The 21417-nt window shown below is 73.9% G+C and carries 18 protein-coding genes; 3 read left to right on the plus strand and 15 right to left on the minus strand.

Features of this window, described 5'->3' with window-relative positions; all coding sequences use genetic code 11:
* Positions 1-18: 18 nt before the first annotated feature.
* From IE316_RS25655 to rimP, 9 genes are all read right to left on the minus strand, one after another.
* A complete protein-coding gene (locus tag IE316_RS25655; RefSeq protein ID WP_190206850.1) occupies positions 19-975 on the minus strand; it encodes a bifunctional riboflavin kinase/FAD synthetase in 957 nt (318 codons plus the stop codon).
* Between the two features lie 99 nt (positions 976-1074).
* The gene (locus IE316_RS25660; protein WP_229910559.1) at positions 1075-4677 is read right to left on the minus strand and encodes a trypsin-like peptidase domain-containing protein; all 3603 of its coding nucleotides are present in this window, start codon (positions 4675-4677) and stop codon (positions 1075-1077) included.
* A 256-nt stretch (positions 4678-4933) separates the two neighbouring features.
* Positions 4934-5839, minus strand: a complete 906-nt coding sequence (gene truB, locus IE316_RS25665; protein ID WP_190206851.1) for a tRNA pseudouridine(55) synthase TruB — start codon at positions 5837-5839, stop codon at positions 4934-4936.
* Positions 5836-6288 (minus strand): 30S ribosome-binding factor RbfA, encoded by a 453-nt coding sequence (gene rbfA / locus IE316_RS25670; protein ID WP_190206852.1) that lies wholly within the window; start codon positions 6286-6288, stop codon positions 5836-5838. Before rbfA ends, truB begins: the two co-directional genes overlap by 4 nt.
* Positions 6289-6323: 35 nt before the next feature.
* Positions 6324-6617 carry a DUF503 domain-containing protein gene (locus IE316_RS25675; protein ID WP_190206853.1) on the minus strand — a complete coding sequence of 98 codons (294 nt, stop codon included), beginning with the start codon at positions 6615-6617 and terminating at the stop codon, positions 6324-6326.
* Positions 6618-6744: 127 nt separating this feature from the next.
* Positions 6745-9849, minus strand: coding sequence for a translation initiation factor IF-2 (infB, locus tag IE316_RS25680; protein ID WP_190206854.1), 3105 nt, complete (start codon positions 9847-9849; stop codon positions 6745-6747).
* 165 nt (positions 9850-10014) lie between these two features.
* On the minus strand, positions 10015-10296 hold the full coding sequence (locus IE316_RS25685; RefSeq protein WP_190206855.1) for a YlxR family protein: 282 nt from the start codon (positions 10294-10296) through the stop codon (positions 10015-10017).
* A gap of 148 nt (positions 10297-10444) precedes the next feature.
* Complete coding sequence (nusA, locus tag IE316_RS25690) at positions 10445-11431, minus strand: transcription termination factor NusA (protein WP_190206856.1); 987 nt, start codon at positions 11429-11431, stop codon at positions 10445-10447.
* A gap of 2 nt (positions 11432-11433) precedes the next feature.
* On the minus strand, positions 11434-11952 hold the full coding sequence (gene rimP / locus IE316_RS25695; protein ID WP_190206857.1) for a ribosome maturation factor RimP: 519 nt from the start codon (positions 11950-11952) through the stop codon (positions 11434-11436).
* Positions 11953-12158: 206 nt separating this feature from the next.
* Between rimP and IE316_RS25700 the strand changes: the two genes are divergently transcribed.
* From IE316_RS25700 to IE316_RS25710, 3 genes are read left to right on the plus strand one after another with little or no spacing between them, the layout of a single operon-like run.
* Entirely contained in the window at positions 12159-12680 is a 522-nt protein-coding gene (locus tag IE316_RS25700) for a hypothetical protein (RefSeq protein WP_190206858.1), read from the plus strand.
* The gene (locus IE316_RS25705) at positions 12677-13135 is read left to right on the plus strand and encodes a ferritin-like domain-containing protein (protein WP_190206859.1); all 459 of its coding nucleotides are present in this window, start codon (positions 12677-12679) and stop codon (positions 13133-13135) included. The genes IE316_RS25700 and IE316_RS25705 overlap by 4 nt, the downstream gene beginning before the upstream one ends.
* Before the next feature lie 40 nt (positions 13136-13175).
* Positions 13176-14075, plus strand: coding sequence for an aminoglycoside phosphotransferase family protein (locus tag IE316_RS25710; protein ID WP_190206860.1), 900 nt, complete (start codon positions 13176-13178; stop codon positions 14073-14075).
* Between the two features lie 39 nt (positions 14076-14114).
* Here IE316_RS25710 and IE316_RS25715 read toward each other — a convergent pair whose 3' ends face one another.
* The 6 genes from IE316_RS25715 to dxr all read right to left on the minus strand — a co-directional run bounded on the left by IE316_RS25715 (position 14115) and on the right by dxr (position 21415).
* Complete coding sequence (locus tag IE316_RS25715; RefSeq protein ID WP_190206861.1) at positions 14115-15815, minus strand: proline--tRNA ligase; 1701 nt, start codon at positions 15813-15815, stop codon at positions 14115-14117.
* A gap of 82 nt (positions 15816-15897) precedes the next feature.
* The gene (locus tag IE316_RS25720; RefSeq protein ID WP_190206862.1) at positions 15898-16431 is read right to left on the minus strand and encodes a GNAT family N-acetyltransferase; all 534 of its coding nucleotides are present in this window, start codon (positions 16429-16431) and stop codon (positions 15898-15900) included.
* A 130-nt stretch (positions 16432-16561) separates the two neighbouring features.
* Positions 16562-17410, minus strand: coding sequence for a GNAT family N-acetyltransferase (locus IE316_RS25725; RefSeq protein WP_190206863.1), 849 nt, complete (start codon positions 17408-17410; stop codon positions 16562-16564).
* A 100-nt stretch (positions 17411-17510) separates the two neighbouring features.
* Positions 17511-18668, minus strand: coding sequence for a flavodoxin-dependent (E)-4-hydroxy-3-methylbut-2-enyl-diphosphate synthase (gene ispG / locus IE316_RS25730; RefSeq protein ID WP_190206864.1), 1158 nt, complete (start codon positions 18666-18668; stop codon positions 17511-17513).
* 189 nt (positions 18669-18857) lie between these two features.
* Entirely contained in the window at positions 18858-20162 is a 1305-nt protein-coding gene (locus IE316_RS25735; RefSeq protein WP_506005153.1) for a M50 family metallopeptidase, read from the minus strand.
* Positions 20159-21415, minus strand: coding sequence for a 1-deoxy-D-xylulose-5-phosphate reductoisomerase (dxr, locus tag IE316_RS25740; protein WP_190206865.1), 1257 nt, complete (start codon positions 21413-21415; stop codon positions 20159-20161). The genes IE316_RS25735 and dxr overlap by 4 nt, the downstream gene beginning before the upstream one ends.
* Positions 21416-21417: the final 2 nt, after the last annotated feature.

The following is a 21417-nucleotide window of genomic DNA, read 5'->3' on the forward strand; positions in this document are numbered from 1 at the left end:
CATGTCGGCGTACCGGCGTCACGCCGGACGGTCCGCCGCCGCGATCAGCTCGCGGCAGCGCTTGACGTCCTCCGCCATCTGGTCCAGCAGCGCGTCCAGCGTGTCGAACTTGGCCTGGCCCCGCACGAAGGCCAGGAAGTCGACGGCGACGTGCAGCCCGTACAGGTCGAGGCCGACGCGGTCGATGGCGTACGCCTCCACCGTGCGCTCGGTGCCGTCGAACTGGGGGTTGGTGCCGACCGAGATCGCGGCCGGCATCGCCTCGCCGGCCGCGTGCAGCCAGCCCGCGTAGACGCCGTCGGCGGGGATCGCGGTGTGCGGGAGCGTCTCGACGTTGGCGGTGGGGAAGCCCAGCTCGCGGCCGCGCTGGGCGCCGCGGACGACGATGCCCTCGACGCGGTGCGGGCGGCCGAGGATCTCGGCGGCGCCGCGTACGTCGCCCTCGGCGACCAGCCGCCGGGTCAGGGTCGAGGAGAACGGCTCGCCGCCGCCCGCCTCGCCGGACACGTACAGGTCGACGACCTCGACCTCGAAGTCGTACACCCGGCCCTGCTCGGCGAGGAACTCCACGTTCCCGGCGGCCTTGTGGCCGAAGCGGAAGTTGGGGCCCTCGACGACCGCCTTGGCGTGCAGCTTGTCCACCAGGACCTTGACCACGAACTCGGCCGGGGACAGCTTCGAGAACTCCTTGGTGAACGGCAGGACGAGGACCGCGTCCAGGCCCAGCGCGGCGCAGAGTTCGGCGCGGCGGTGGTGCGGGGCGAGCAGCGGCGGGTGGCTGCCGGGGCGGACGACCTCGCTGGGGTGCGGGTCGAAGGTGACGAGGACGGCGGGCACGCCCAGCTCGCGGGCGCGCTGCACGGCATGCCTGATGATGAGCTGGTGCCCGCGGTGCACCCCGTCGTAGGAGCCGATGGTGACGACGCTGCGCCCCCAGTCCTCGGGGATGTCCTCCAAGCCACGCCAGCGCTGCACTGTGTCCGCTCCTTGTCGCAAACTCGTTCCCACGGTTGCTTCTCACGCAGGTCTAAGGGTGCCATGCCGTCGGGTCGGCGCCCGCATCGGCATGGTGGCTCACACCGGTACGCCCACGCCGGCCAGGCTCTCCAGTGTGCGGCGGGCGCTGGGGCCGACCAGGGCCGCCCAGTCCCCGGGGGCGCCGGCCAGCCATCCGGTGACCCGGGCGGCGAAGCCGGGGAGCTGCCGGGCCAGGTCGGCCAGGGCGCGGTCGAAGCGGGCGGCGCCGTCCGGGGTGCGGCCCATGCGCAGGCCCGTGCGGTGCACGAGGTCGCGGAGGTCGTCGCCGTCGCCGTGGGCGGATGCGGCGGCGCGCAGCAGGGCGTCCAGGACGGCGGGGTCCTGCTCGCGTGCCAGCAGGAACTCGCGCAGTTCGTGCCGCAGGGGGCGGCAGTCGGCGGTGCCCGGGGCGGCGAGGACCCTGGCGAGCGCGGCCCGGGCCGGCTCGGGGCCGTCGGTCAGCAGCTCCGTGAGCAGCGGGAACAGGACCTCGCGGGCGGCCGGGCCGGCGCCGAGCCGCCGGTCGGCGTACGCGGCGAGGTGCCCGGCGACTTCCGGGCACCGCGCCACGGCGTCCCCGACGGCGGTGGCGACCCGGGCGGCCAGCGCGGGCGTGGTGGCGTCGACGAGCCGGCGCAGGGCCTCCCCCGCGTCCGGGCCGAGCAGCCGGGTGCGGAAGGCGTCGAGCACCGGCTCGGGGTGGGTCGGCAGGGCGGCGGCGACCGCGCTCGGTGGCAGACAGGGGTCGCCCGCCGCGAAGTGGCTCAGCGCCCGCCGCAGATGCCGGTCGCGGCTGCTCGGGTCGCGGACCAGGAGGGCGAGCGCGGCGCCGTGCAGATGGCTGTCGGCGGAGCGCAGGAGCAGGCCGAGGGCTGCGTAGCGCAGCAGCGCGCGGTCCTCGTCGGTGCGGGTGTGCGGGGCGGCGCGCAGTCCGTAGATGACGGCCGCCAGGCGCCGTTCGGGCCGTTCGTCGCGGGACCAGCGGTCGGCGGCGCGGCACAGGGCGGAGGGCTCGTCCTCGGCGAGGACGGCGAGCAGTTCGACGGCCCGCCGGTGCGCGCTGCCGGCGAGGACCTCCACCAGGTCGTCCAGGTCGTGCCGGCGGTGGGTGTGCAGCAGCGCCTGCGCGGCGGTCGCCACGGTCGCCCGGGGGGCACCGGCCAGCGGGCGCTCGTCGTCGAACCACCGCAGCAGCAACGGCCGTACGGTCCCGGGTTCGGCGGCGAGCAGGGCGGCGACCGCGTCGAGGTGGCGGGGGCCGGGTCCGTCCCCGGCGGCAGCACGCGCACCTGCGGGCACGGGCGCGGGTGGCGGGCCGTCGGCGCGGACCAGGCGGCGGAGCAGGTCGAGGCGGATGTCGGCCGGGAGCGGCAGGGCGCTCCAGAAGCCGGGGGCGAACTCGCCGGGCACCGGCCGCCCCTCCTCGCGCCGGGCCGCGACGGCGTCGGCGAGCAGCCGCAGCACGCCCGTGTACGGCGCGGGGTCGGGCACCCGGGCGAGGGTGCCGGCGAGCAGCCGGGCCGTCCACCAGGAGTACGGGTCGGTCTCCAGGGCGCGGACCAGCTCCTCCAGGCGGTAGGCGAGCCGGGGGGCGCCGTGCTGGCGGGCGAGGTGCAGCAGGGCCTCGACGACGGTGCCGAGGCGGTGGTGCGGTACCGGCGGCGCGGCGCCGAGGCGGTCGTGGACGAGGGTGCGCAGGGCCTCGTCGAGGTCGAGGTGGGCGCCCTGGAGCCAGTCGGCGAGCTCCTCGTGGGCGAAGCGGTAGCCGGTGCCGGTGGGCACGAGGAGTCCTTCGGCGAGGACGGCCGAGGCCCAGTCGGTGGCGCCGGGGTCCGTTCCCCGGGGGAACAGTTCCTCGAACGACGCGGGGTCCAGGCACGCCTGTCCGGGGCCGAGGCTGCGCCGGGCGGCCGCGTGGACCCGCCCGGACACCTTCGCCGCGAGCCGGCGTACGGCGGTGCCGCGCGCCCCGGTGCGGTCGGCGAGCCGCACCGCGATCCGCAGGCACACCAGGTCGAGGTGGGCCGACAGCACCTCGTCGCGGTCCACCGGGCGCCCCGGGGCGTCGTCGAGCGCGGCGCGGACCTCGGAGTACAGGCGGAGGGTGAGGGGGTGCCGGGCGTCGGCGTCCGGGAGCGCCCCGTCGGGGACGCGCAGCCTCGCCCGGGCCTCCCGTGCCTCGGCCTCGGTGAGGTCGCCCAGCGGCAGGCAGGGCGGCAGGTGCCCGGTGCCGGGCGCCGCCCCGTACAGCAGCTCGGGCGGGTACTGCGCCCCCGCCCGCTCCCAGTACTCCGCGCGGCACGCGACGACCAGCCGGGTGCCCGTCTCGCGCAGCCAGGTCACCGTCGCCTCGGTCCACTCGGCGAGACGGCGGTCCAGGCCGGGCGGCATCTCCTCCGGGCCGTCCAGGAGCAGCAGCAGGGGCCGCCCGGCGTCCCGGGCGACGTGGGCCAGGCGGCGCGGGGTGACCTCGCCCACGCCGCCCTCATCACCCGTCGCGCCGCCAGCCCCGGCACCCCGCACGACGTCGCCGCCCACACCCCCGCCCCCGCTCCCCACCCCGCCGATGTCCCCGACCGCCCCCTCCAGGGCCCGGCCCACCGCGTCCGCCACCGATCCGTCGTCCTCGCGCAGGTCGGCGCCGCGCAGCCACAGTGTGGGCGCCGGGCGCGGCCCCCGGGCCCGGCGGCGTGCCAGTCCCGCCAGCTCGGTGGTCCGGCCGCTGCCGGGGGCGCCGACCAGCCCGAGGACGCTCGCCGCGCTGTCGGTGAAGGCGGCGAACTCCCGTGCCGGAACCGCCCTTTCCACCGGCGTCGGGGTCCCCGTGCCGGTGAGCCGGGGGCCGGCCGAGGCGCCGGGCGGCCCGCACCGGCCGACGGAGACGGCGGTGAGCTGCCGTACTCCGGCGAGGTTGAGGTCGGCGCCGTACGCGGGGACCGTCGCCGCGTTCTCGGCGATCAGCTCGGCGAGCGGGCCGGGGGCGGGGCGCAGCGGTACGGCGAAGCCGGCGTCGCCGTGGCCGGACCGGAGGGCGGTGCCGAGGACGCCCAGCACGGCACCGGTGGCGGCGTCGAGCACCGGACCGCCGGCCGCGCCGCCGCCCAGGTGGAGCGCGTCCCGCCCGGCGGTGCCGACCGCGAGTTCCAGGACGTCGCCGAGGAAGTGGAAGCCGTCCGTGGAGGTGTACGTCACGTCGGTGGTGCCGAGCACCCGGGCCTCGCGCCAGCCGCCGGCGGCGATCCGGACGTAGGTTCCGGCCTCGGTCCGCTCCCGCGCGGTGACGGGCAACGGGGCGAGGCAGAGGCCCTCGGTGCGGACGAGGGCGAGGTCGAGGTCGGGGAGCGGGGTGACGGCGTCGGCGGTCACGGCGCAGCGGCGGTCGCCGGCGCCGTACAGCACCAGGCGGGGCAGGCCGTCGACGGCTTCGTGGCTGGTGACGACCGTGCCGTGGTGGTCGGCGAGGAACCCGGCGCCGCGGGGGCGGCCGGCCAGGTCGTGGATGCGGACCAGCGGGTCGCCGGGCGGGCGCCCGGCCGGCGCGTCACCGGCGGCGGCGGAGCCGTACCCCGCGCGGGAGCCGCGGGGCCCGCCGGCCCCGCCGGGTTCGTCGGTCTCACCGGGCTCATCGGGCGGGACATCCCCCGCACCCCGCGACGTCATCGTCGAACCTCCCCGCCGTACACCGCTCCCTGTGATCGACGGTAGGCGGAGGGTGATCGGCGGGACAGCTCGCTCGGCGAACGCGCCCCCTTGCGCTCCCCCGGTTCACTCCGAGCGCCTGCCCGGAAGGGTGAACAGAAGGTGGCTTATGGATAACCCTAAATGTGGGGGAACCGAGGGGGGCCGTGGAGCGGCGGTAAGGGTCCCGTGACCGCCGCTCCATGGAAACGGCTCAGCACGCCCCCCGGCCCCCGTCTCAGCCGAAGATCGCCAGGCTCTTCGCCTTCCCCCGCTGCTCCTCCACCAGCGCCAGGAAGCGCCCGTCGGGGCCGAAGACGGCGACCGCGCCGGCCCCCGCGTACTCCTCGGGCATGTCCAGCCGTACGCCGTTGGTCAGCAGCCTGGCGCGGCGGTCGTCGACGTCCCAGCGGGGGAACGCCGCGTCGGCGGCCCGGGCGATCGGCATGACGGTCAGTTCCTGCTGGAGCTGGTCCAGCGTCCGGGCCGCGTCCAGCTTGTACGGTCCGACGCGGGTGCGGCGCAGCGCGGTCAGGTGGCCGCCCACGCCGAGGCCGGCGCCGAGATCGCGGGCGAGGGCCCGGATGTACGTACCGGAGGAGCAGACCACCGACACCACCAGGTCGAGCACGGGCGTGCCGTCCTCGGCGACGGCGTCCCGGACGTCGTACACCGCGAAGGAGGAGACGGTGACCGGGCGGGCGGGGATGTCGAACTCCTCGCCCTCGCGGGCCCGCTTGTAGGAGCGCACGCCGTTGATCTTGATGGCGCTGACCTTGGACGGTACCTGCATGATCTCGCCGGTCAGGGCGGCGATCCCGGCGTCGATGGCCTCCCGGGTGACCTTGGAGGCGTCGGTGGAGGCGGTGATGTCGCCCTCGGCGTCGTCGGTCAGGGTGGTCTGGCCGAGCCGGACGGTGCCGAGGTACTCCTTCTCGGTGAGGGCGAGGTGCCCGAGAAGTTTGGTCGCCCGTTCGACGCCGAGGACGAGGACGCCGGTGGCCATCGGGTCGAGGGTGCCGGCGTGCCCGACGCGCCGGGTGCGGGCGATGCCCCGCATCTTGGCGACGACGTCGTGCGAAGTGAAGCCCGACGGCTTGTCGACGATGACAAGGCCGTCGGGCGTGGTGGGCTGCTGGGTCATTCGGTGGTGTCGTCCGTCTCGTCGTCCTCTTCCGGCTTGCGGTAGGGGTCCGCGTCACCGGCGTAGCGGGCGCCCGCGGACGCCTCGCGCACCTTGGCGTCGGACTGCCGCGCCTTGTCGAGGAGGTCCTCGATGGTGCGGGCGGTGTCCGGCAGGGCGTCCATGACGAAGGTCAGGGTCGGCGTGAACTTCACGCCCGCCGCCCGGCCGACCTCGGAGCGCAGCACGCCCTTGGCGCTCTCCAGGCCCGCCGCCGCGGCGTTCCGCTCCTCCTCGTCGCCGTACACCGTGTAGAAGACGGTCGCCTCCCGGAGGTCACCCGTGACCCGGGTGTCCGTGATGGTGACGTGGGAGCCGAGCCGCGGGTCCTTGATCCCGCGCTGCAGCTTCTGGGCCACCACTTCCCGGATGAGGTCCGCCAGCCTCTTGGCCCGCGCGTTGTCGGCCACTGGTCCGTCTCCTTAACGTTTTCTTGCTTGTTGCTTCAGTCTTCGTCGCTGTGGAGTCTGCGTCGAACCGAGAGCAGTTCCACTTCGGGCCGCCCGGCGACCAGCCGCTCACAGCGGTCCAGTACGTCGCTGAGGTGCCCGGTGTCCCCCGAGACGAGCGCGAGACCGATCTCGGCCCTGCGGTGGAGGTCCTGGTAGCCCGTCTCCGCCGCGCTCACCCCGTGCTTGCGCTGGAGTTCGGCCACGATCGGACGGACCAGAGAGCGCTTCTCCTTCAGCGAGTGAACGTCGCCGAGGAGCAGGTCGAAGGAGAGTGTCCCCACGTACATGTGTGTTCCGGATGTCCCGCCGGTTCGGGGTACGGGCGCGGTTGCGCGATACGGGAACCGTACACGCAACGGCCGGGGCCGATCGACGGAAATAAGCTCCGCCGACCGGCCCCGGTCGCGTGTCAGGTCACGCCCGCGGCTTCTCCCGCATCTCGTACGTCGCGATGACGTCGTCGACCTTGATGTCGTTGAAGTTTCCGAGGTTGATACCGCCCTCGAAGCCTTCCCGGATCTCGGTGACGTCGTCCTTGAAGCGACGCAGACCCTCGATGGTGAGGTTCTCCGCGATGACCTTGCCGTCGCGGATGAGGCGCGCCTTGGTGTTGCGCCGGACCTCGCCGGAGCGGATGAGGACACCCGCGATGTTGCCCAGCTTGGAGGAGCGGAAGACCTCGCGGATCTCCGCCGTGCCCAGCTCGACCTCTTCGTACTCCGGCTTGAGCATGCCCTTGAGGGCCGCCTCGATCTCCTCGATCGCCTGGTAGATGACCGAGTAGTACCGGACGTCCACGCCTTCGCGCTCGGCCATCTGCGCGGCACGCCCGGCGGCGCGCACGTTGAAGCCGATCACGATGGCGTCGGAGCCCATCGCCAGGTCGATGTCGGACTCCGTGACCGCACCGACGCCGCGGTGCAGGACCCGGATGTCGACCTCTTCGCCGACGTCGAGCTGGAGCAGGGAGGACTCCAGGGCCTCGACGGAACCGGAAGCGTCGCCCTTGATGATGAGGTTGAGCTGCTGGACCTCGCCGGCCTTGAGCACCTTGTCCAGGTCCTCCAGGGAGACCCGGCGGGTGCGCTTGGCGAACGCGGCGTTGCGCTCGCGGGCGGCGCGCTTCTCCGCGATCTGACGGGCCGTACGGTCCTCGTCGACCACGATGAAGTTGTCGCCGGCGCCCGGGACGTTGGTCAGGCCGAGGACCTGGACCGGCGTCGACGGGCCCGCCTCGGGCACGTTGTTGCCGTTGTCGTCGAGCATGGCGCGGACGCGGCCGTAGGCGTCGCCCACCACCATCGTGTCGCCGACCCGCAGGGTGCCGCGCTGGACGAGGACCGTCGCCACGGCACCGCGGCCGCGGTCGAGACGGGACTCGATCGCGATGCCCTGCGCGTCCTGGTTCGGGTTGGCCCGCAGGTCGAGCGAGGCGTCCGCGGTCAGGATCACGGCCTCCAGCAGGGAGTCGATGTGCAGACCCTGCTTGGCGGAGATGTCGACGAACATGGTGTCGCCGCCGTACTCCTCGGCCACCAGCCCGTACTCGGTGAGCTGGCCGCGCACCTTGGTCGGGTCGGCGCCCTCGACGTCGATCTTGTTGACCGCGACCACGATCGGCACGTCGGCCGCCTTGGCGTGGTTCAGCGCCTCGACCGTCTGCGGCATGACGCCGTCGTTGGCCGCGACGACCAGGATCGCGATGTCCGTCGACCGGGCACCACGGGCACGCATGGCGGTGAACGCCTCGTGACCGGGGGTGTCGATGAAGGTGATCCGGCGCTCTTCGTCGTTGACCTCGGTCGCGACCTGGTAGGCACCGATGTGCTGGGTGATGCCGCCGGCCTCGCCCGCGATGACGTTGGTCTTGCGGATGGCGTCCAGCAGCCGGGTCTTGCCGTGGTCGACGTGACCCATGACGGTGACCACCGGCGGACGGACGACCAGGTCCTCCTCGGAGCCCTCGTCCTCGCCGAACTCGATGTCGAAGGACTCGAGCAGCTCGCGGTCCTCCTCCTCCGGGCTGACGATCTGAACCTCGTAGTTCATCTCGCCCGCGAGGAGCTGGAGGGTCTCGTCGGAGACGGACTGGGTCGCGGTGACCATCTCGCCGAGGTTCATCATGACCGCGACGAGCGACGCCGGGTTGGCGTTGATCTTCTCCGCGAAGTCGGTGAGCGAGGCACCGCGCGACAGGCGAATGGTCTCGCCGTTGCCGCGAGGCAGCATCACGCCGCCGACCGACGGGGCCTGCATGGCCTCGTACTCCTGGCGCCGCTGCCGCTTCGACTTGCGGCCGCGCCGCGCGGGACCGCCGGGACGGCCGAAGGCGCCCTGCGTGCCACCGCGGCCACCGGGACCGCCGGGACGGCCGCCGAAGCCGGGACGGCCACCGCCGCCACCGCCGAAGCCGCCGCCACCACCGGGACGGCCGGCGAAACCGCCGCCGCCACCGGGACGACCGGCACCGCCACCGCCGCCGGGACGGCCGGCGAAGCCGCCGCCACCGGGACGACCGCCGCCGCCGGGACGACCGGCACCGGCCGGACCGCGGCCACCGCCGGGGCCGCCACCGGGACGCGGACCGGCGGCCGGACGCTGCGGCATCATGCCGGGGTTCGGACGCGGGCCGCCGCCGGGACGGGGACCCGCGGCGCCGCCCTGCGGACGCGGCATCGAGCCCGGGGTCGGGCGGTTGCCGCCCGGAGCCTGGGGACGCGGACCGCCCTGGCCGCCGGGGGCCTGCGGACGGGGACCGCCGCCGGCGGCGGGACCGCCGGGACCGGGACGGGCGCCGCCCTGCGGGCGCGGGGCCTGCGGACGGGCCATGCCGGCGTTGCCGCCGGAGGTGAAGGGGTTGTTGCCGGGGCGCGGACCGGACGGACGGGCACCCGGACGCGGCGCCGGGGCGCCGGGACGGGGACCGCCGGAACGGCCCTGGCCGCCGCCGCCCTGCTGACCCTGGCCGGGACCGCCGGAGGGGCGGCCGCCGGGCTTGGGGGCGCCGGGACGGGCACCGCCGGGCTTGGGACCGGTCTGGGCCGGGGCCTGGGCGGCCGGGGCCTGCGGAGCCGGAGCCGACGGCGGCGCGGTGAACTCGGGCGCGGCCGGGGCCGGGCGCGGCGCGGGCCGGGGGCCCGGCGTCGGGCGCGGGCCGGGGGCCGGCGCGGGAGCCGAGGGGGCCGCGGGCTGCTGGGCGGCCGCGGGCTTGGGTGCGGCCGGCGGCCGGGGGGCGGCCGGACGGTCCCCCGCGGACTGGGCCGGACGGGGGGTGCTCGCCTGCGCCGGGGACGGCGCGGCGGGACGGGGGGCGGCCTTCCGGGGGGCACCGGGCTTGGCGGCGGACCTGCCGTTGCCACCGCCCTGCTGGAAGGCGTCAGTCAGTTTGCGTACGACAGGCGCTTCGATCGTCGAAGACGCCGAACGGACGAATTCACCGAGTTCCTGGAGCTTGGCCATGACGACCTTGCTCTCGACACCGAACTCCTTGGCGAGTTCGTAGACCCGGACCTTAGCCACTTCGCTCCTTTGAGGTCCGGGTTGCGTCCGGACCGTCGCTAGTTCATGGGCGTACTCATCGCGTACTCATCGAGTGCTCATCGCAATCTCGACCTGCTTTCGACTCGCGAGGTACCAAGCCGCACGGGGTTCCGTACGGCACGTCTTACTTGCCGTGTTGCCGGTTCAGCAACCTTGTGCCTGCTCGACGTGGTGGCGCAACGCCTTTACGTCGAGCGGTCCCGGGACGCGCAGTGCCCTCGGGAACGCCCGGCGGCGTACCGCCTGGTCGAGACAGACCTGGGTGGGATGCACATAGGCACCCCGGCCGGGCAGCGTACCGCGAGGATCGGGGACGCAGGCGTCCTCGACCGCCACGATCCGCAGCAGCCCGGTCTTGGCCGCGCGCTCCCGGCACCCCACACAGGTGCGTTCGGGGCATGCACGAGCAGACGTCCGGCCAGACACTCCTCAGTCTACCTCCCCGTGGCGACCTCACCCCTGGGGGGCGAAAATCGAACACTTGCCGCCGCGAAGCTGTCGTGATCTCAGCGCCCGGCGGCTTGGATCTATTCCCCGATCGGACGAACGGCACACGGGCCGTCCGCCCGGACGGTCATTCGGACGTCTGCTCGGTGTCCGGGCGGATGTCGATCCGCCAGCCGGTCAGCCGGGCGGCGAGGCGGGCGTTCTGGCCCTCCTTGCCGATCGCCAGCGACAGTTGGTAGTCGGGGACGGTCACCCGCGCGGAGCGGGCCGCCATGTCCACCACCTCGACCTTGGTCACCCGGGCCGGGGACAGCGCGTTCGCCACCATCTGGGCCGGGTCGTCGGACCAGTCGACGATGTCGATCTTCTCACCGTTCAGCTCGCCCATCACGTTGCGGACCCGGCCGCCCATGGGGCCGATGCAGGCGCCCTTGGCGTTCAGTCCCGAACGGGTCGACTTGACGGCGATCTTGGTGCGGTGGCCGGCCTCCCGGGCGATGGCGGCGATCTCGACGGACCCGTCGGCGATCTCCGGCACCTCCAGGGCGAACAGCTTCTTCACCAGGTTGGGGTGGGTGCGCGAGAGCGTCACGGACGGGCCGCGCACGCCCTTGGCCACCCGGACGACGTACGACCTCAGCCGCGTGCCGTGCGGGTAGGTCTCGCCGGGGACCTGCTCCTGCACCGGCAGGATGGCCTCCAGCTTGCCGATGTCCACCAGCACGTTCTTCGGGTCGCGGCCCTGCTGGACCACGCCGGTGACGATGTCGCCCTCGCGGCCCGCGTACTCGCCGAGCGTCGCGTCGTCCTCGGCGTCCCGCAGCCGCTGCAGGATGACCTGCTTGGCGGTGGTGGCGGCGATCCGGCCGAAGCCGGACGGGGTGTCGTCGAACTCGCGGGCCGCCTGGCCCTCGTCGAGGTCGTCGGGGTCCTCCTTCGCCCACACGGTCACGTGTCCGCTGGTGCGGTCGAGCTCCACGCGCGCGTGCCGGCGGCTTCCCTCGGTGCGGTGGTAGGCGATGAGGAGGGCCGACTCGATCGCCTCGACCAGCAGGTCGAAGGAGATCTCCTTCTCCCGTACCAAGCCCCTCAGGGCACTCATGTCGATGTCCACGGCTACGCCTCCTCCTCTTCCTGCAAGTCCTTGTGGTCCTGCGTGTCCTTGCGGTTGAACTCGACCTGGACCCGGGCCTTGGCGATGTCGTCGAAGGCGAGCCTGCGGGCGGTGGCCTTGCGGCCCTTCACGCCGGGCACTTCGAGATCGGCGCCGTCGTCGTCCACGGTCAGGATGCGGGCGACCAGGTCCTCGCCCCCGGTGAGGCGGAACCTCACCAGGCGGCCGACGGCGCGTACGTAGTGACGGTGCTCGGTCAGCTCGCGCTCGGCACCGGGGGTGCCCACTTCGAGGGTGTACTCGCCCTCGCCCATCGCGTCGGTCTCGTCCAGCTTCGCCGAGAGCGCGCGGCTCACATCGGCGATGCGGTCCAGGTCGGCACCGGTGTCGGAGTCGACGACCACCCGCAGCACGCGCTTGCGTCCGACCGAGTCCACCGCGATCTCTTCCAGGTCGAGTCCCTGCGAGGCGACCAGCGGCTCCAGCAGTGCTCGCAGCCTCTCGCTCTGGGTGGTGCTCATCCGGGTGACTCCTCGGCCGCGTGTGCTGTTGTGGGACGGTGCGCGTGTCAGGTCAAAGGGTATCCGGTCGCGGAGGGTGTTGCCGTCCACCCGGGCCCGGCGGTGCCGCTGAGTGGTGCCCGGCGGCGGCCCGGGTACGGTGATCACGGGCTCCCGCCCGCCCCGCTTCCCGTCGCTTCCGTACGAGTCTGCCGAGGACGTCCGCCGTGCCGTTTTCCCCCTCGTCGCGCCCGCCTTCGGGGCCGCGCAGAAGGAGCCTGCTCGCCACCGCCGCCGGCGGCGCGCTGCTCGCCGGCTGCTCCGGCGGCCCCGGTTCCGGTTCCTCCCCGGCCGCGGCGGTCGCCGCCGAGCGGGCACGCGCGCGTGCGGCCCGGGACAGCGAGCGCCTCGCCGCGCGGTACGACGCGGTGATCGCGGCGCACCCGGCGCTGGCCGCGCGCCTGCGGCCGCTGCGCGACGAGGTGGTCCGGCACGCCGAGGCGTTCACCGCCTCCCCCACGGCGTCACCGTCCGTATCCGCCCGCGCCGCCGGGCCGGGGAAGGAGCGGGCCGCGGTGCCGGCCACCGAGCGGGAGGCGCTCGCCGGGCTCGCCGCGGCCGAGCGGAAGCTGGCCGGCCGGCGCACCGCGGCGCTGCTGGACCTGCCGGGCGAGACGGCCCGGCTGCTGGCCTCGGTGGCGGCGGCCGGGGCGGCGCACGTGTATCTGCTGACCGAGGGGGACGCATGAGCGGCAAGGGCGAACTGGCGGCCGTCCAGGCGGCGCTGGCCGCCGAGCACGCGGCGGTCTACGGCTACGGCGTGGTCGGCGGCCGGATCGGCGCGGACCGGCGTACGGAAGCGCGGGCGGCGTACGACGCGCACCGTGCCCGCCGGGACGCGCTGGGGCGCACGGTGCGCGCGCTCGGCGGCGAGCCGGTGGCGTCGGCGGCCGGGTACGCGCTGCCGTTCGCGGTGGCGGACGCCGCGGCGGCGGTGAGGCTGGCGGCGGAGCTGGAGGACCGGGTGGCCGGGGTCTACTCCGACCTGGTGCGGGCCTCCTCCGGCGACCGGCGGGCGGCGGCGGCCGAGGCGCTGCGGGAGGCCGCGGTGCGGGCGGTGCGCTGGCGCGGGGGGAGCGTAGCCTTCCCTGGGCTCGCCGAGCGGGCCGGCACCGCGTCGGCCCCGGCGACACCGACGGCGTGACACGTACGGGCTCCCCGTACGGGAAGGGAACGGCTTCCGCATGGCTTTCGAACCGCCGGGGCGTCTGGTCAGGGCGCTCGGTGAGACGGCACCGGAGGGTGACGACTGGCTGGCCGGGCTGCCCGGGGCGGCGCGGCGTGCCGTGGAGCTACGCGGGTTGACCGTGGAGCGGGTGCAGGTGCCCGGCGGCCGCAGCAGCCTGGTCCTGCTGGTCCGCACGGCCGACGGGAGCCCGGCGGTGCTGAAGCTGGCGCCGCCCCGGGCCCGGCCGGAGAGCGAACGGGCGGCGCTGGCGCACTGGGCCGGCCGGGGCGCCGTACGCCTGCTGGAGGAGGCGCCGGTCGCGGGTGAGCTGCTGCTGGAGAAGCTGCGGCCGGACGTGTCGGTGCGGTCGCTGCCGGAGGCGCGGGCGCTGCTGGAGGCGGCCGGGACGCTGCGGAAGCTGTGGGTGGAGCCGCCCGCCGGGCACTCCTTCGAGACGGTCGCCGAGCGGACCGGGCGGCAGGCGGCGGCGATGCGGGCGGGCGCGGCGGCCGATCCGGCGGTGGCGCCGCTGGTGGACGCGGCGCTGGCGGCCCGCGCGGAGCTGCTCGCCGCACCGGCCGAGGAGAAGCTGCTGCACGGCACCTTCCGGCAGAGCAAGGTGCTGGCCGGGGACCGGGTGCCGTGGCTGGCGGTGGGACCCGACCCGGTGGTGGGCGATCCCGCGTTCGATCTGGCCCGGCTGGTCCGGGACCGGGTGGAGGACCTGATCGCCCAGCCGTCCGGCGCCTCGACCACCCGCCGCCGGATCAAGCGGCTGGCGGAGTCGCTGGAGGTCGACCGGGACCGGCTGCGCGACTGGACCCTGTTCCGGGCCGTGGAGTCGGGGGTGCGGGCGGGCCGGGTCGGCCGGGCCCGGGACGCGGAGCTGCTGCTGGAGTTCGCGGGCTGGCTGTAGGGCCCGCCCGGCTGGTCGCCGGACGGGCCCCGGGACCGGTCAGGCGGTGAGGCGGGCGACGGCCTCCTCGACCGTCAGTTCCTCGCGTTCGCCGGTGCGGCGGTCCTTCAGCTCGACGACGCCCTCGGCGGCGCGACGGCCGGCCACCAGGATCTGGGGGACGCCGATCAGTTCCGCGTCGGTGAACTTCACGCCCGGGGAGACCCCGGTGCGGTCGTCGACCAGGACCCGGACGCCGGCGGCGGAGAGCTTCTCGGAGACGTCCAGGGCCAGTTCGGTCTGGAGGGCCTTGCCGGCGGCGACCACGTGCACGTCGGCCGGGGCGACCTCCTTGGACCAGACCAGGCCCTTGTCGTCGGCGTGCTGCTCGGCGAGGGCGGCCACCGCGCGGGAGACGCCGATGCCGTAGGAGCCCATGGTGACGCGGACCGGCTTGCCGTTCTGGCCGAGGACGTCGAGCTTGAGGGCGTCGGCGTACTTGCGGCCCAACTGGAAGATGTGCCCGATCTCGATGGCGCGGTCCAGCTTGAGGCCGGTGCCGCACCGGGGGCAGGGGTCGCCGTCCTGCACGACGACCACGTCGACGTACTCGTCGACCTCGAAGTCGCGGCCGGCGACGACGTTCTTGGCGTGGGTGTCGGGCTTGTTGGCGCCGGTGATCCAGGCGGTGCCGGGGGCGACGCGGGGGTCGGCGAGGTACTTCACCTTGTCCAGGCCCTGCGGTCCGACGTAGCCGCGGACCAGGTCGGTGCGGCCGGTGAAGTCCTCGGCGGTGACCAGTTCGACGACGGCGGGCGCGAAGTGGGCCTCGACCTTGTCCATGTCGACCTCGCGGTCGCCGGGGACGCCGACGGCGACGATCTCGCCGTCGACCTTGACCAGGAGGTTCTTCAGGGTGGCGGAGGCGGGGACGCCGAGGGAGGCGGCGAGGGTCTCGATGGTGGGGGTGTCCGGGGTGGGGATCTCCTCGGCGGCGGGCACGCCGGAGGCGTCCACGGGCTTCAGCTCGTAGGTGATCGCCTCGGTGTTGGCGGCGTAGTCGCAGTTCGGGCAGTCGGCGAAGGTGTCCTCACCGGCCTCGGCCGGGGCGAGGAACTCCTCGGACTTGGAGCCGCCCATGGCGCCGGCGGTGGCCGCGCAGATCCGGTAGTCCAGGCCGAGCCGCTCGAAGATGCGCTGGTAGGCGGCGCGGTGCAGGGCGTAGGACTCGGCCAGGCCCTCGTCGGCGGTGTCGAAGGAGTAGGAGTCCTTCATCAGGAACTCGCGGCCGCGCAGGATGCCGGCCCGGGGGCGGGCCTCGTCGCGGTACTTGTCGGCGATCTGGTAGAGGATGACCGGCAGGTCCTTGTAGGAGGACGCCTGGTCCTTCACCAGCAGGGTGAAGATCTCCTCGTGGGTGGGGCCGAGCAGGTAGTCGCCGCCCTTGCGGTCCTTCAGGCGGAACAGCTCGGGGCCGTACTCGTCCCAGCGGCCGGTGGCCTCGTAGGGCTCGCGGGGCAGCAGGGACGGGAGCGAGACCTCCTGGGCGCCGATCGCGTCCATCTCCTCGCGGACGATCCGCTCGATGTTGGCGAGGACCTTCTTGCCCAGGGGCAGCCAGCTCCACAGGCCGGCGGCGGTGCGGCGGACGTAGCCGGCGCGGACCAGCAGCTTGTGGCTGAGGACCTCGGCGTCCGCCGGGTCGTCGCGCAACGTCTTCGCCAACAACTTCGACATGCGCTGGACCGGTGCGTTCGCCATGGCTCTCGTGTCTCCTGCTGGGTGAGGGTGATGACGAACGAGGTTAGCCGGGCGGTCCCGGGTCGCGGAAATCGGTTACGGGTCAGCGCCGCAGCAGCGGGAGCGGGGCGCCCATCACGGCGTACGGCTTGGGGGCGCTGGGGAAGAGGACCTGGCGGGCGAGGTCGGTGTAGCCGAGGGAGCGGTACAGGCCGCGGGCGGGGCTGTCGGTGTCGATCGCGGAGAGGATCGAGCGGGGCTGGGCGGCGGCGTCGGTGATCGTGGTGATCAGGGCGCGGCCCACGCCGCGGTTCTGGTGGGCCGGGTGGACGTGCAGCTCGGTGATGACGAAGGAGTCGTCCAGCCAGGCGTCGTTGCCCCGGGCGCGCAGGTAGGGCTCGACGACCGTGGACCACCAGTGGACGCGGTCGTTGGGCATGCCGTAGACGAAGCCGGCCAGGCGGCCGTCGGGGGTGGTGGCGCCGAGGGCGCGGGCGCCCGGGTAGGTCATGTGGCGCAGGACGATCTGGCGGCGGACGGCCACCTCGTCGGGGCCGAGGCCGAAGGCGGCGGCTTGGACGGCCAGGGCCTCGTCTACGTGGGTGGTGAGGTCCAGGGGGCCGATCACTACGTCCATGCGGGGAGCCTACAGGGGGGTGTGCGGGGGTTCTTGGTGTGGGTTCTTTGGTGCGGGTTCGTTGTGGCTGGTCGCGCCCACGCGGCGGAGCCGCACATCGGAACAGCCCCGCGCCCCTAGGGGGCGCGTTTCAGAACAGGACGCTCATAAAGGCGCCCACCTCTTCGAAGCCGACCCTGCGGTACGTCCTTCTGGCCGCGGTGTTGAAGTCGTTGACGTAGAGGCTGGCGACGGGGGCGATGTCGGTGAGGGCGTAGCGCAGGACCGCCGCCATGCCGGGGGCGGCGAGGCCCCGGCCGCGGTGTTCGGGGGCGACCCAGACGCCCTGGATCTGGCAGGCGCGGTCGGTGGCGGCGCCGATCTCGGCCTTGAAGACGACCTTGCCGGTGTCGTCGAAGCGGGCGAAGGAGCGGCCGGAGCCGACGAGTTCGGCGACCCGGGCCTGGTAGAGCAGGCCGCCGTCGCCGGCCAGCGGGGAGACGCCGACCTCCTCGGTGAACATCGCCACGCAGGCCGGCATGATCTGTTCCATCTCGTCCTTGCGGACGCGGCGGACGCGGGGGTCGGGGGCGACCTCGGCGGAGGGGCGGTCGGCGACCATGAGGGGCTGGCGGCGGCGGACCTCGCGGGCGGGGCCCCAGGTGGGTTCGAGGAGCCGCCAGAGCAGGGCGGTCGCGTCGGCGGGGCCGACGATGGAGGAGCAGCGGCGCCCGGCCCGGCGGGCGCGGTCGGCGAAGGCGCGCACGGCGCGCGGGGTGGCGCAGATGGGGACGAGGTTGGCGCCCGCGTAGCACAGGGAGGTCAGCGCCCCGTCCTCGTACCAGCCCCACATCTCGCCGCCGAGCCGCCAGGGGTCGAGGCCGGCGATCCGCACCCGGGAGGCCACGAAGGCGTTCGCCACCGGCTCGCGGTCGAGGACGGCGAGCGCGGCGTCCAGGTCACCCGGTTCGAGGACCCGGGAGGTGGTCTGCGTCAACACGTGCGGGGCCTCACCCTAAGGTCTGCTGATCTCCGCACTGTACCTGCCGGGCTTGTGGCGCGCCGCCCCCGGGGGGACGGCGCGACGGCCGGGGGGCGGGTCAGCCGGCGACCGCGACGGAGGGCTCGCCGGAGGGGACGCCGTCGGCCTCCATCTGCTCGGCCAACTTCATGGCCTCCTCGATGAGCGTCTCCACGATCTTGGACTCGGGGACGGTCTTGATGACCTCGCCCTTGACGAAGATCTGCCCCTTGCCGTTGCCGGAGGCGACGCCGAGGTCGGCCTCCCGGGCCTCGCCGGGCCCGTTGACCACACAGCCCATCACGGCGACGCGGAGCGGGACCTCCATGCCGGTGAGGCCGGCGGTGACCTCCTCGGCGAGCTTGTAGACGTCGACCTGGGCCCGGCCGCAGGAGGGGCAGGAGACGATCTCCAGGCCGCGCTGCTTGAGGTTGAGGGACTCCAGGATCTGGTTGCCGACCTTGACCTCCTCCACCGGCGGGGCCGACAGGGAGACGCGGATGGTGTCGCCGATGCCCTGGGAGAGCAGGGCGCCGAAGGCGACGGCCGACTTGATGGTGCCCTGGAAGGCGGGGCCGGCCTCGGTGACGCCCAGGTGCAGGGGGTAGTCGCACTGGGCGGCGAGCTGGCGGTACGCCTCGATCATCACGACGGGGTCGTTGTGCTTCACGGAGATCTTGATGTCCCGGAAGCCGTGCTCCTCGAAGAGGGACGCCTCCCACAGGGCACTCTCCACCAGGGCCTCGGGGGTGGCCTTGCCGTACTTCTGGAGCAGGCGCCGGTCCAGCGAGCCGGCGTTGACGCCGATCCGGATGGGGGTGCCGTGGTCCTTGGCGGCCTGGGCGATCTCCTTGACCTTGTCGTCGAACTGCTTGATGTTGCCGGGGTTGACCCGGACCGCGGCGCAGCCCGCCTCGATGGCGGCGAAGACGTACTTGGGCTGGAAGTGGATGTCGGCGATCACCGGGATCTGCGACTTGCGGGCGATCACCGGCAGGGCGTCGGCGTCGTCCTGGGTGGGGCAGGCGACACGGACGATCTGGCAGCCGGACGCGGTCAGCTCGGCGATCTGCTGGAGGGTGGCGCCGATGTCCGAGGTGCGCGTCGTCGTCATCGACTGCACCGACACGGGGGCGTCCCCGCCCACCGCCACGGAGCCGACCTGGATCTGCCGGCTCTTCCGGCGCTCGGCGAGCTTGGTCGGGACGGACGGCATGCCGAGAGAAATCGCAGTCATCTGCTGTGCAACCCCAAGTCGTGGATCAAGGTCCGGTCCCGTCAGCGGGCGGGCTCCGGGCTTCGAGATTACGGCACGGGCGGAGGCCGGAGCACATCACGCCCGCCGAACAGACCCGAGGGGCGGCGGCCCGCGGGGCGAGCCTGCCGGGCCGCCGTGAACCCCGGGTTGCGCGGTGCTGTCGCGGACCTAGGAGATGCGTACCGGATTGACGACGTCCGCGACCAGGACGAGCAGGGTGAAGCAGACGAAGATGCCCGCGACCACGTAGGCGACCGGCATGAGCTTCGCCACGTCGAACGGGCCGGGGTCCGGGCGGCGCAGCACCTTGGCGAGGTTGCGGCGCAGCGACTCCCACAGGGCGCCCGCGATGTGGCCGCCGTCGAGGGGCAGCAGCGGGAGCATGTTGAACAGGAACAGGGAGAGGTTGAAGCCGGCGACCAGCATCACGGCCATGGCCAGTTGCTGGGTGGGCGGGATGTCCAGGGTGAAGATCTCGCCGCCGACCCGGGCGGCGCCGACCACGCCCATCGGGGAGTCGGCCTCGCGGGGGCCGTCGCCGAACGCGGCGTCCCAGAGGGCGGGGATCTTGCCGGGGAGGTCGGCGAGGGAGTCGACGGCGTCGCCGATCCGGTCGCCCATCCACGTCACGGAGTCGCCGAAGTCCTGCTTGACGATGCCGGTGGCGGCGCTGAAGCCGAGGAAGCCCGCGGTGACGTACTCGCCCTGGACGTAGCCGCCGCTGCCGTCCTTCTTGGCGACCTTGTTGGTGGCGATCGTCGCGTGCAGGGTGAGCCGCTCGCCGTCCCGGTCGACGACGATCGGCACCTGCTTGCCGGGGTTGGCGCGGATCAGGTCGGACAGGCGGTCCCACTGGTCGGTGCGTACGCCGTCGAAGGCGACGATCTTGTCACCGGCGCGGAGCCCGGCGGCGGCGGCCGGGGAGGGCGCGTCGGCCTTGGTGCACTTGTCGCGGTTCTCGCTCTGGGAGATCACGCACTGGGAGACCGAGCTGACGGTGGTGGTCTGCTGGGAGATGCCGAAGCCCATCAGCACGATGAGGAACAGCACCACCGCGAGGACCAGGTTCATGAACGGGCCGGCGAACATCACCACGACCCGCTTCCACGGCTTGCGGGTGTAGAAGAGGCGTTTCTCGTCGCCCGGCTGGAGTTCCTCGAAGGCCGCCGAGCGGGCGTCCTCGATCATGCCGCGCCAGGGGGAGGTGGAGCGGGACTCTATCCGGCCGTCCGGACCGGGCGGGAACATGCCGATCATGCGGATGTAGCCGCCGAACGGGATCGCCTTGACGCCGTACTCGGTCTCGCCCTTCTTCCGGGAGAAGATCGTCGGGCCGAAGCCGACCATGTACTGCGGGACGCGGATGCCGAACAGCTTGGCGGTGGACAGGTGGCCCAGCTCGTGCCAGGCGATCGAGAACAGCAGGCCGACCGCGAAGACGACTATGCCGAGGATGAACATCAGGGTCGTCATGCACGGGCCTCCGCCGTCTGTGCCGCCAGTTCCCGGGCCCGGGCGCGGGCCCAGGTCTCCGCTTCGAGGACGTCCGCGACGGTCAGGGAAGTTCCCGTGGGCGGGGTGCCGTGCTCGTCGACCACCCGGGTGACGGTCTCCATGATGCCGAGGTACGACAGCGCGCCGGTGCGGAACGCCTCCACGCACTCCTCGTTGGCGGCATTGAACACCGCCGGGGCCGTTCCCGCGAGCCGCCCGACCCGCCGGGCCAGGTCCACCGAGGGGAACGCCTCGTTGTCCAGGGGGAAGAACTCCCAGGTCGAGGCGGTGCTCCAGTCGAACGCGGGGGCCGCGTCGGGGACCCGCTCGGGCCAGCCCAGGCCGATGGCGATGGGGCCGCGCATGTCGGGCGGCGTGGCCTGGGCCAGCGTCGACCCGTCGGTGAACTCCACCATCGAGTGCACGTACGACTGGGGGTGGACGACGACCTCGATGCGGTCGAAGGGGATGTCGTAGAGCAGGTGCGCCTCGATGACCTCCAGGCCCTTGTTGACCAGGGTCGCGGAGTTGATGGTGATCACCGGGCCCATCGCCCAGGTGGGGTGGGCGAGGGCGTCCTCGACGGTGACGGCGGCGAGCTGCTCCCGGGTCCGGCCGCGGAACGGGCCGCCGGAGGCGGTGACGACGAGCTTGCGCACATCGGCGCGGGTGCCGGCGGCCAGGGCCTGGAAGAGGGCGGCGTGCTCGGAGTCGACGGGGATGATCTGCCCGGGCTTGGCGAGGGCCTTGACCAGCGGGCCGCCCACGATGAGCGACTCCTTGTTGGCGAGCGCGAGGGTGCGGCCCGCCTCCAGGGCGGCCAGGGTCGGGGCGAGTCCGATGGAGCCGGTGATGCCGTTGAGGACGGTGTGGCAGTCGGAGGCGGCGACCTGGGTGGCCGCGTCCGGGCCGGCCACGATCTCGGGGAGCGGCTCCCCCGGGCCGTACCGCGCCCGGAGGGCCTCCCGCAGCTCGGGGAGGACGTCCTCGCGGGCCACCGCCACGGTCCGGACCCGCAGCCGGTGCGCCTGCTCGGCGAGGAGGGCGACCCGGCCGCCGTTGGCGGACAGGCCGGTGACCCGGAAGCGGTCCGGGTTGCGCAGGACGAGATCGATGGCCTGGGTGCCGATGGACCCGGTGGAACCGAGGATCACCACGTCCTTGGGGCCGTCACCCGCCACGGGGTCGTAGTGGAGGTGCGGGTCGGCGAGAGGGGCAGGGCTGTCGCTCATCC

Source organism: Streptomyces fumanus (assembly GCF_014655295.1).
GTDB classification, from domain to species: Bacteria; Actinomycetota; Actinomycetes; order Streptomycetales; family Streptomycetaceae; genus Streptomyces; species Streptomyces fumanus.

Excerpts from the sequence above, each read along its gene's own strand:
- IE316_RS25720 (WP_190206862.1), bottom strand. The coding sequence starts at position 16,431 with ATGGACGTAGTGATCGGCCCCCTGGACCTCACCACCCACGTAGACGAG.
- dxr (WP_190206865.1), bottom strand. The coding sequence starts at position 21,415 with ATGAGCGACAGCCCTGCCCCTCTCGCCGACCCGCACCTCCACTACGAC.
- IE316_RS25705 (WP_190206859.1), top strand. The coding sequence starts at position 12,677 with ATGAGCGGCAAGGGCGAACTGGCGGCCGTCCAGGCGGCGCTGGCCGCC.
- IE316_RS25675 (WP_190206853.1), bottom strand. The coding sequence starts at position 6,617 with ATGTACGTGGGGACACTCTCCTTCGACCTGCTCCTCGGCGACGTTCAC.
- IE316_RS25660 (WP_229910559.1), bottom strand. The coding sequence starts at position 4,677 with ATGACGTCGCGGGGTGCGGGGGATGTCCCGCCCGATGAGCCCGGTGAG.
- IE316_RS25735 (WP_506005153.1), bottom strand. The coding sequence starts at position 20,162 with ATGACGACCCTGATGTTCATCCTCGGCATAGTCGTCTTCGCGGTCGGC.
- rimP (WP_190206857.1), bottom strand. The coding sequence starts at position 11,952 with ATGAGCACCACCCAGAGCGAGAGGCTGCGAGCACTGCTGGAGCCGCTG.
- IE316_RS25715 (WP_190206861.1), bottom strand. The coding sequence starts at position 15,815 with ATGGCGAACGCACCGGTCCAGCGCATGTCGAAGTTGTTGGCGAAGACG.
- ispG (WP_190206864.1), bottom strand. The coding sequence starts at position 18,668 with ATGACTGCGATTTCTCTCGGCATGCCGTCCGTCCCGACCAAGCTCGCC.
- IE316_RS25710 (WP_190206860.1), top strand. The coding sequence starts at position 13,176 with ATGGCTTTCGAACCGCCGGGGCGTCTGGTCAGGGCGCTCGGTGAGACG.
- truB (WP_190206851.1), bottom strand. The coding sequence starts at position 5,839 with ATGACCCAGCAGCCCACCACGCCCGACGGCCTTGTCATCGTCGACAAG.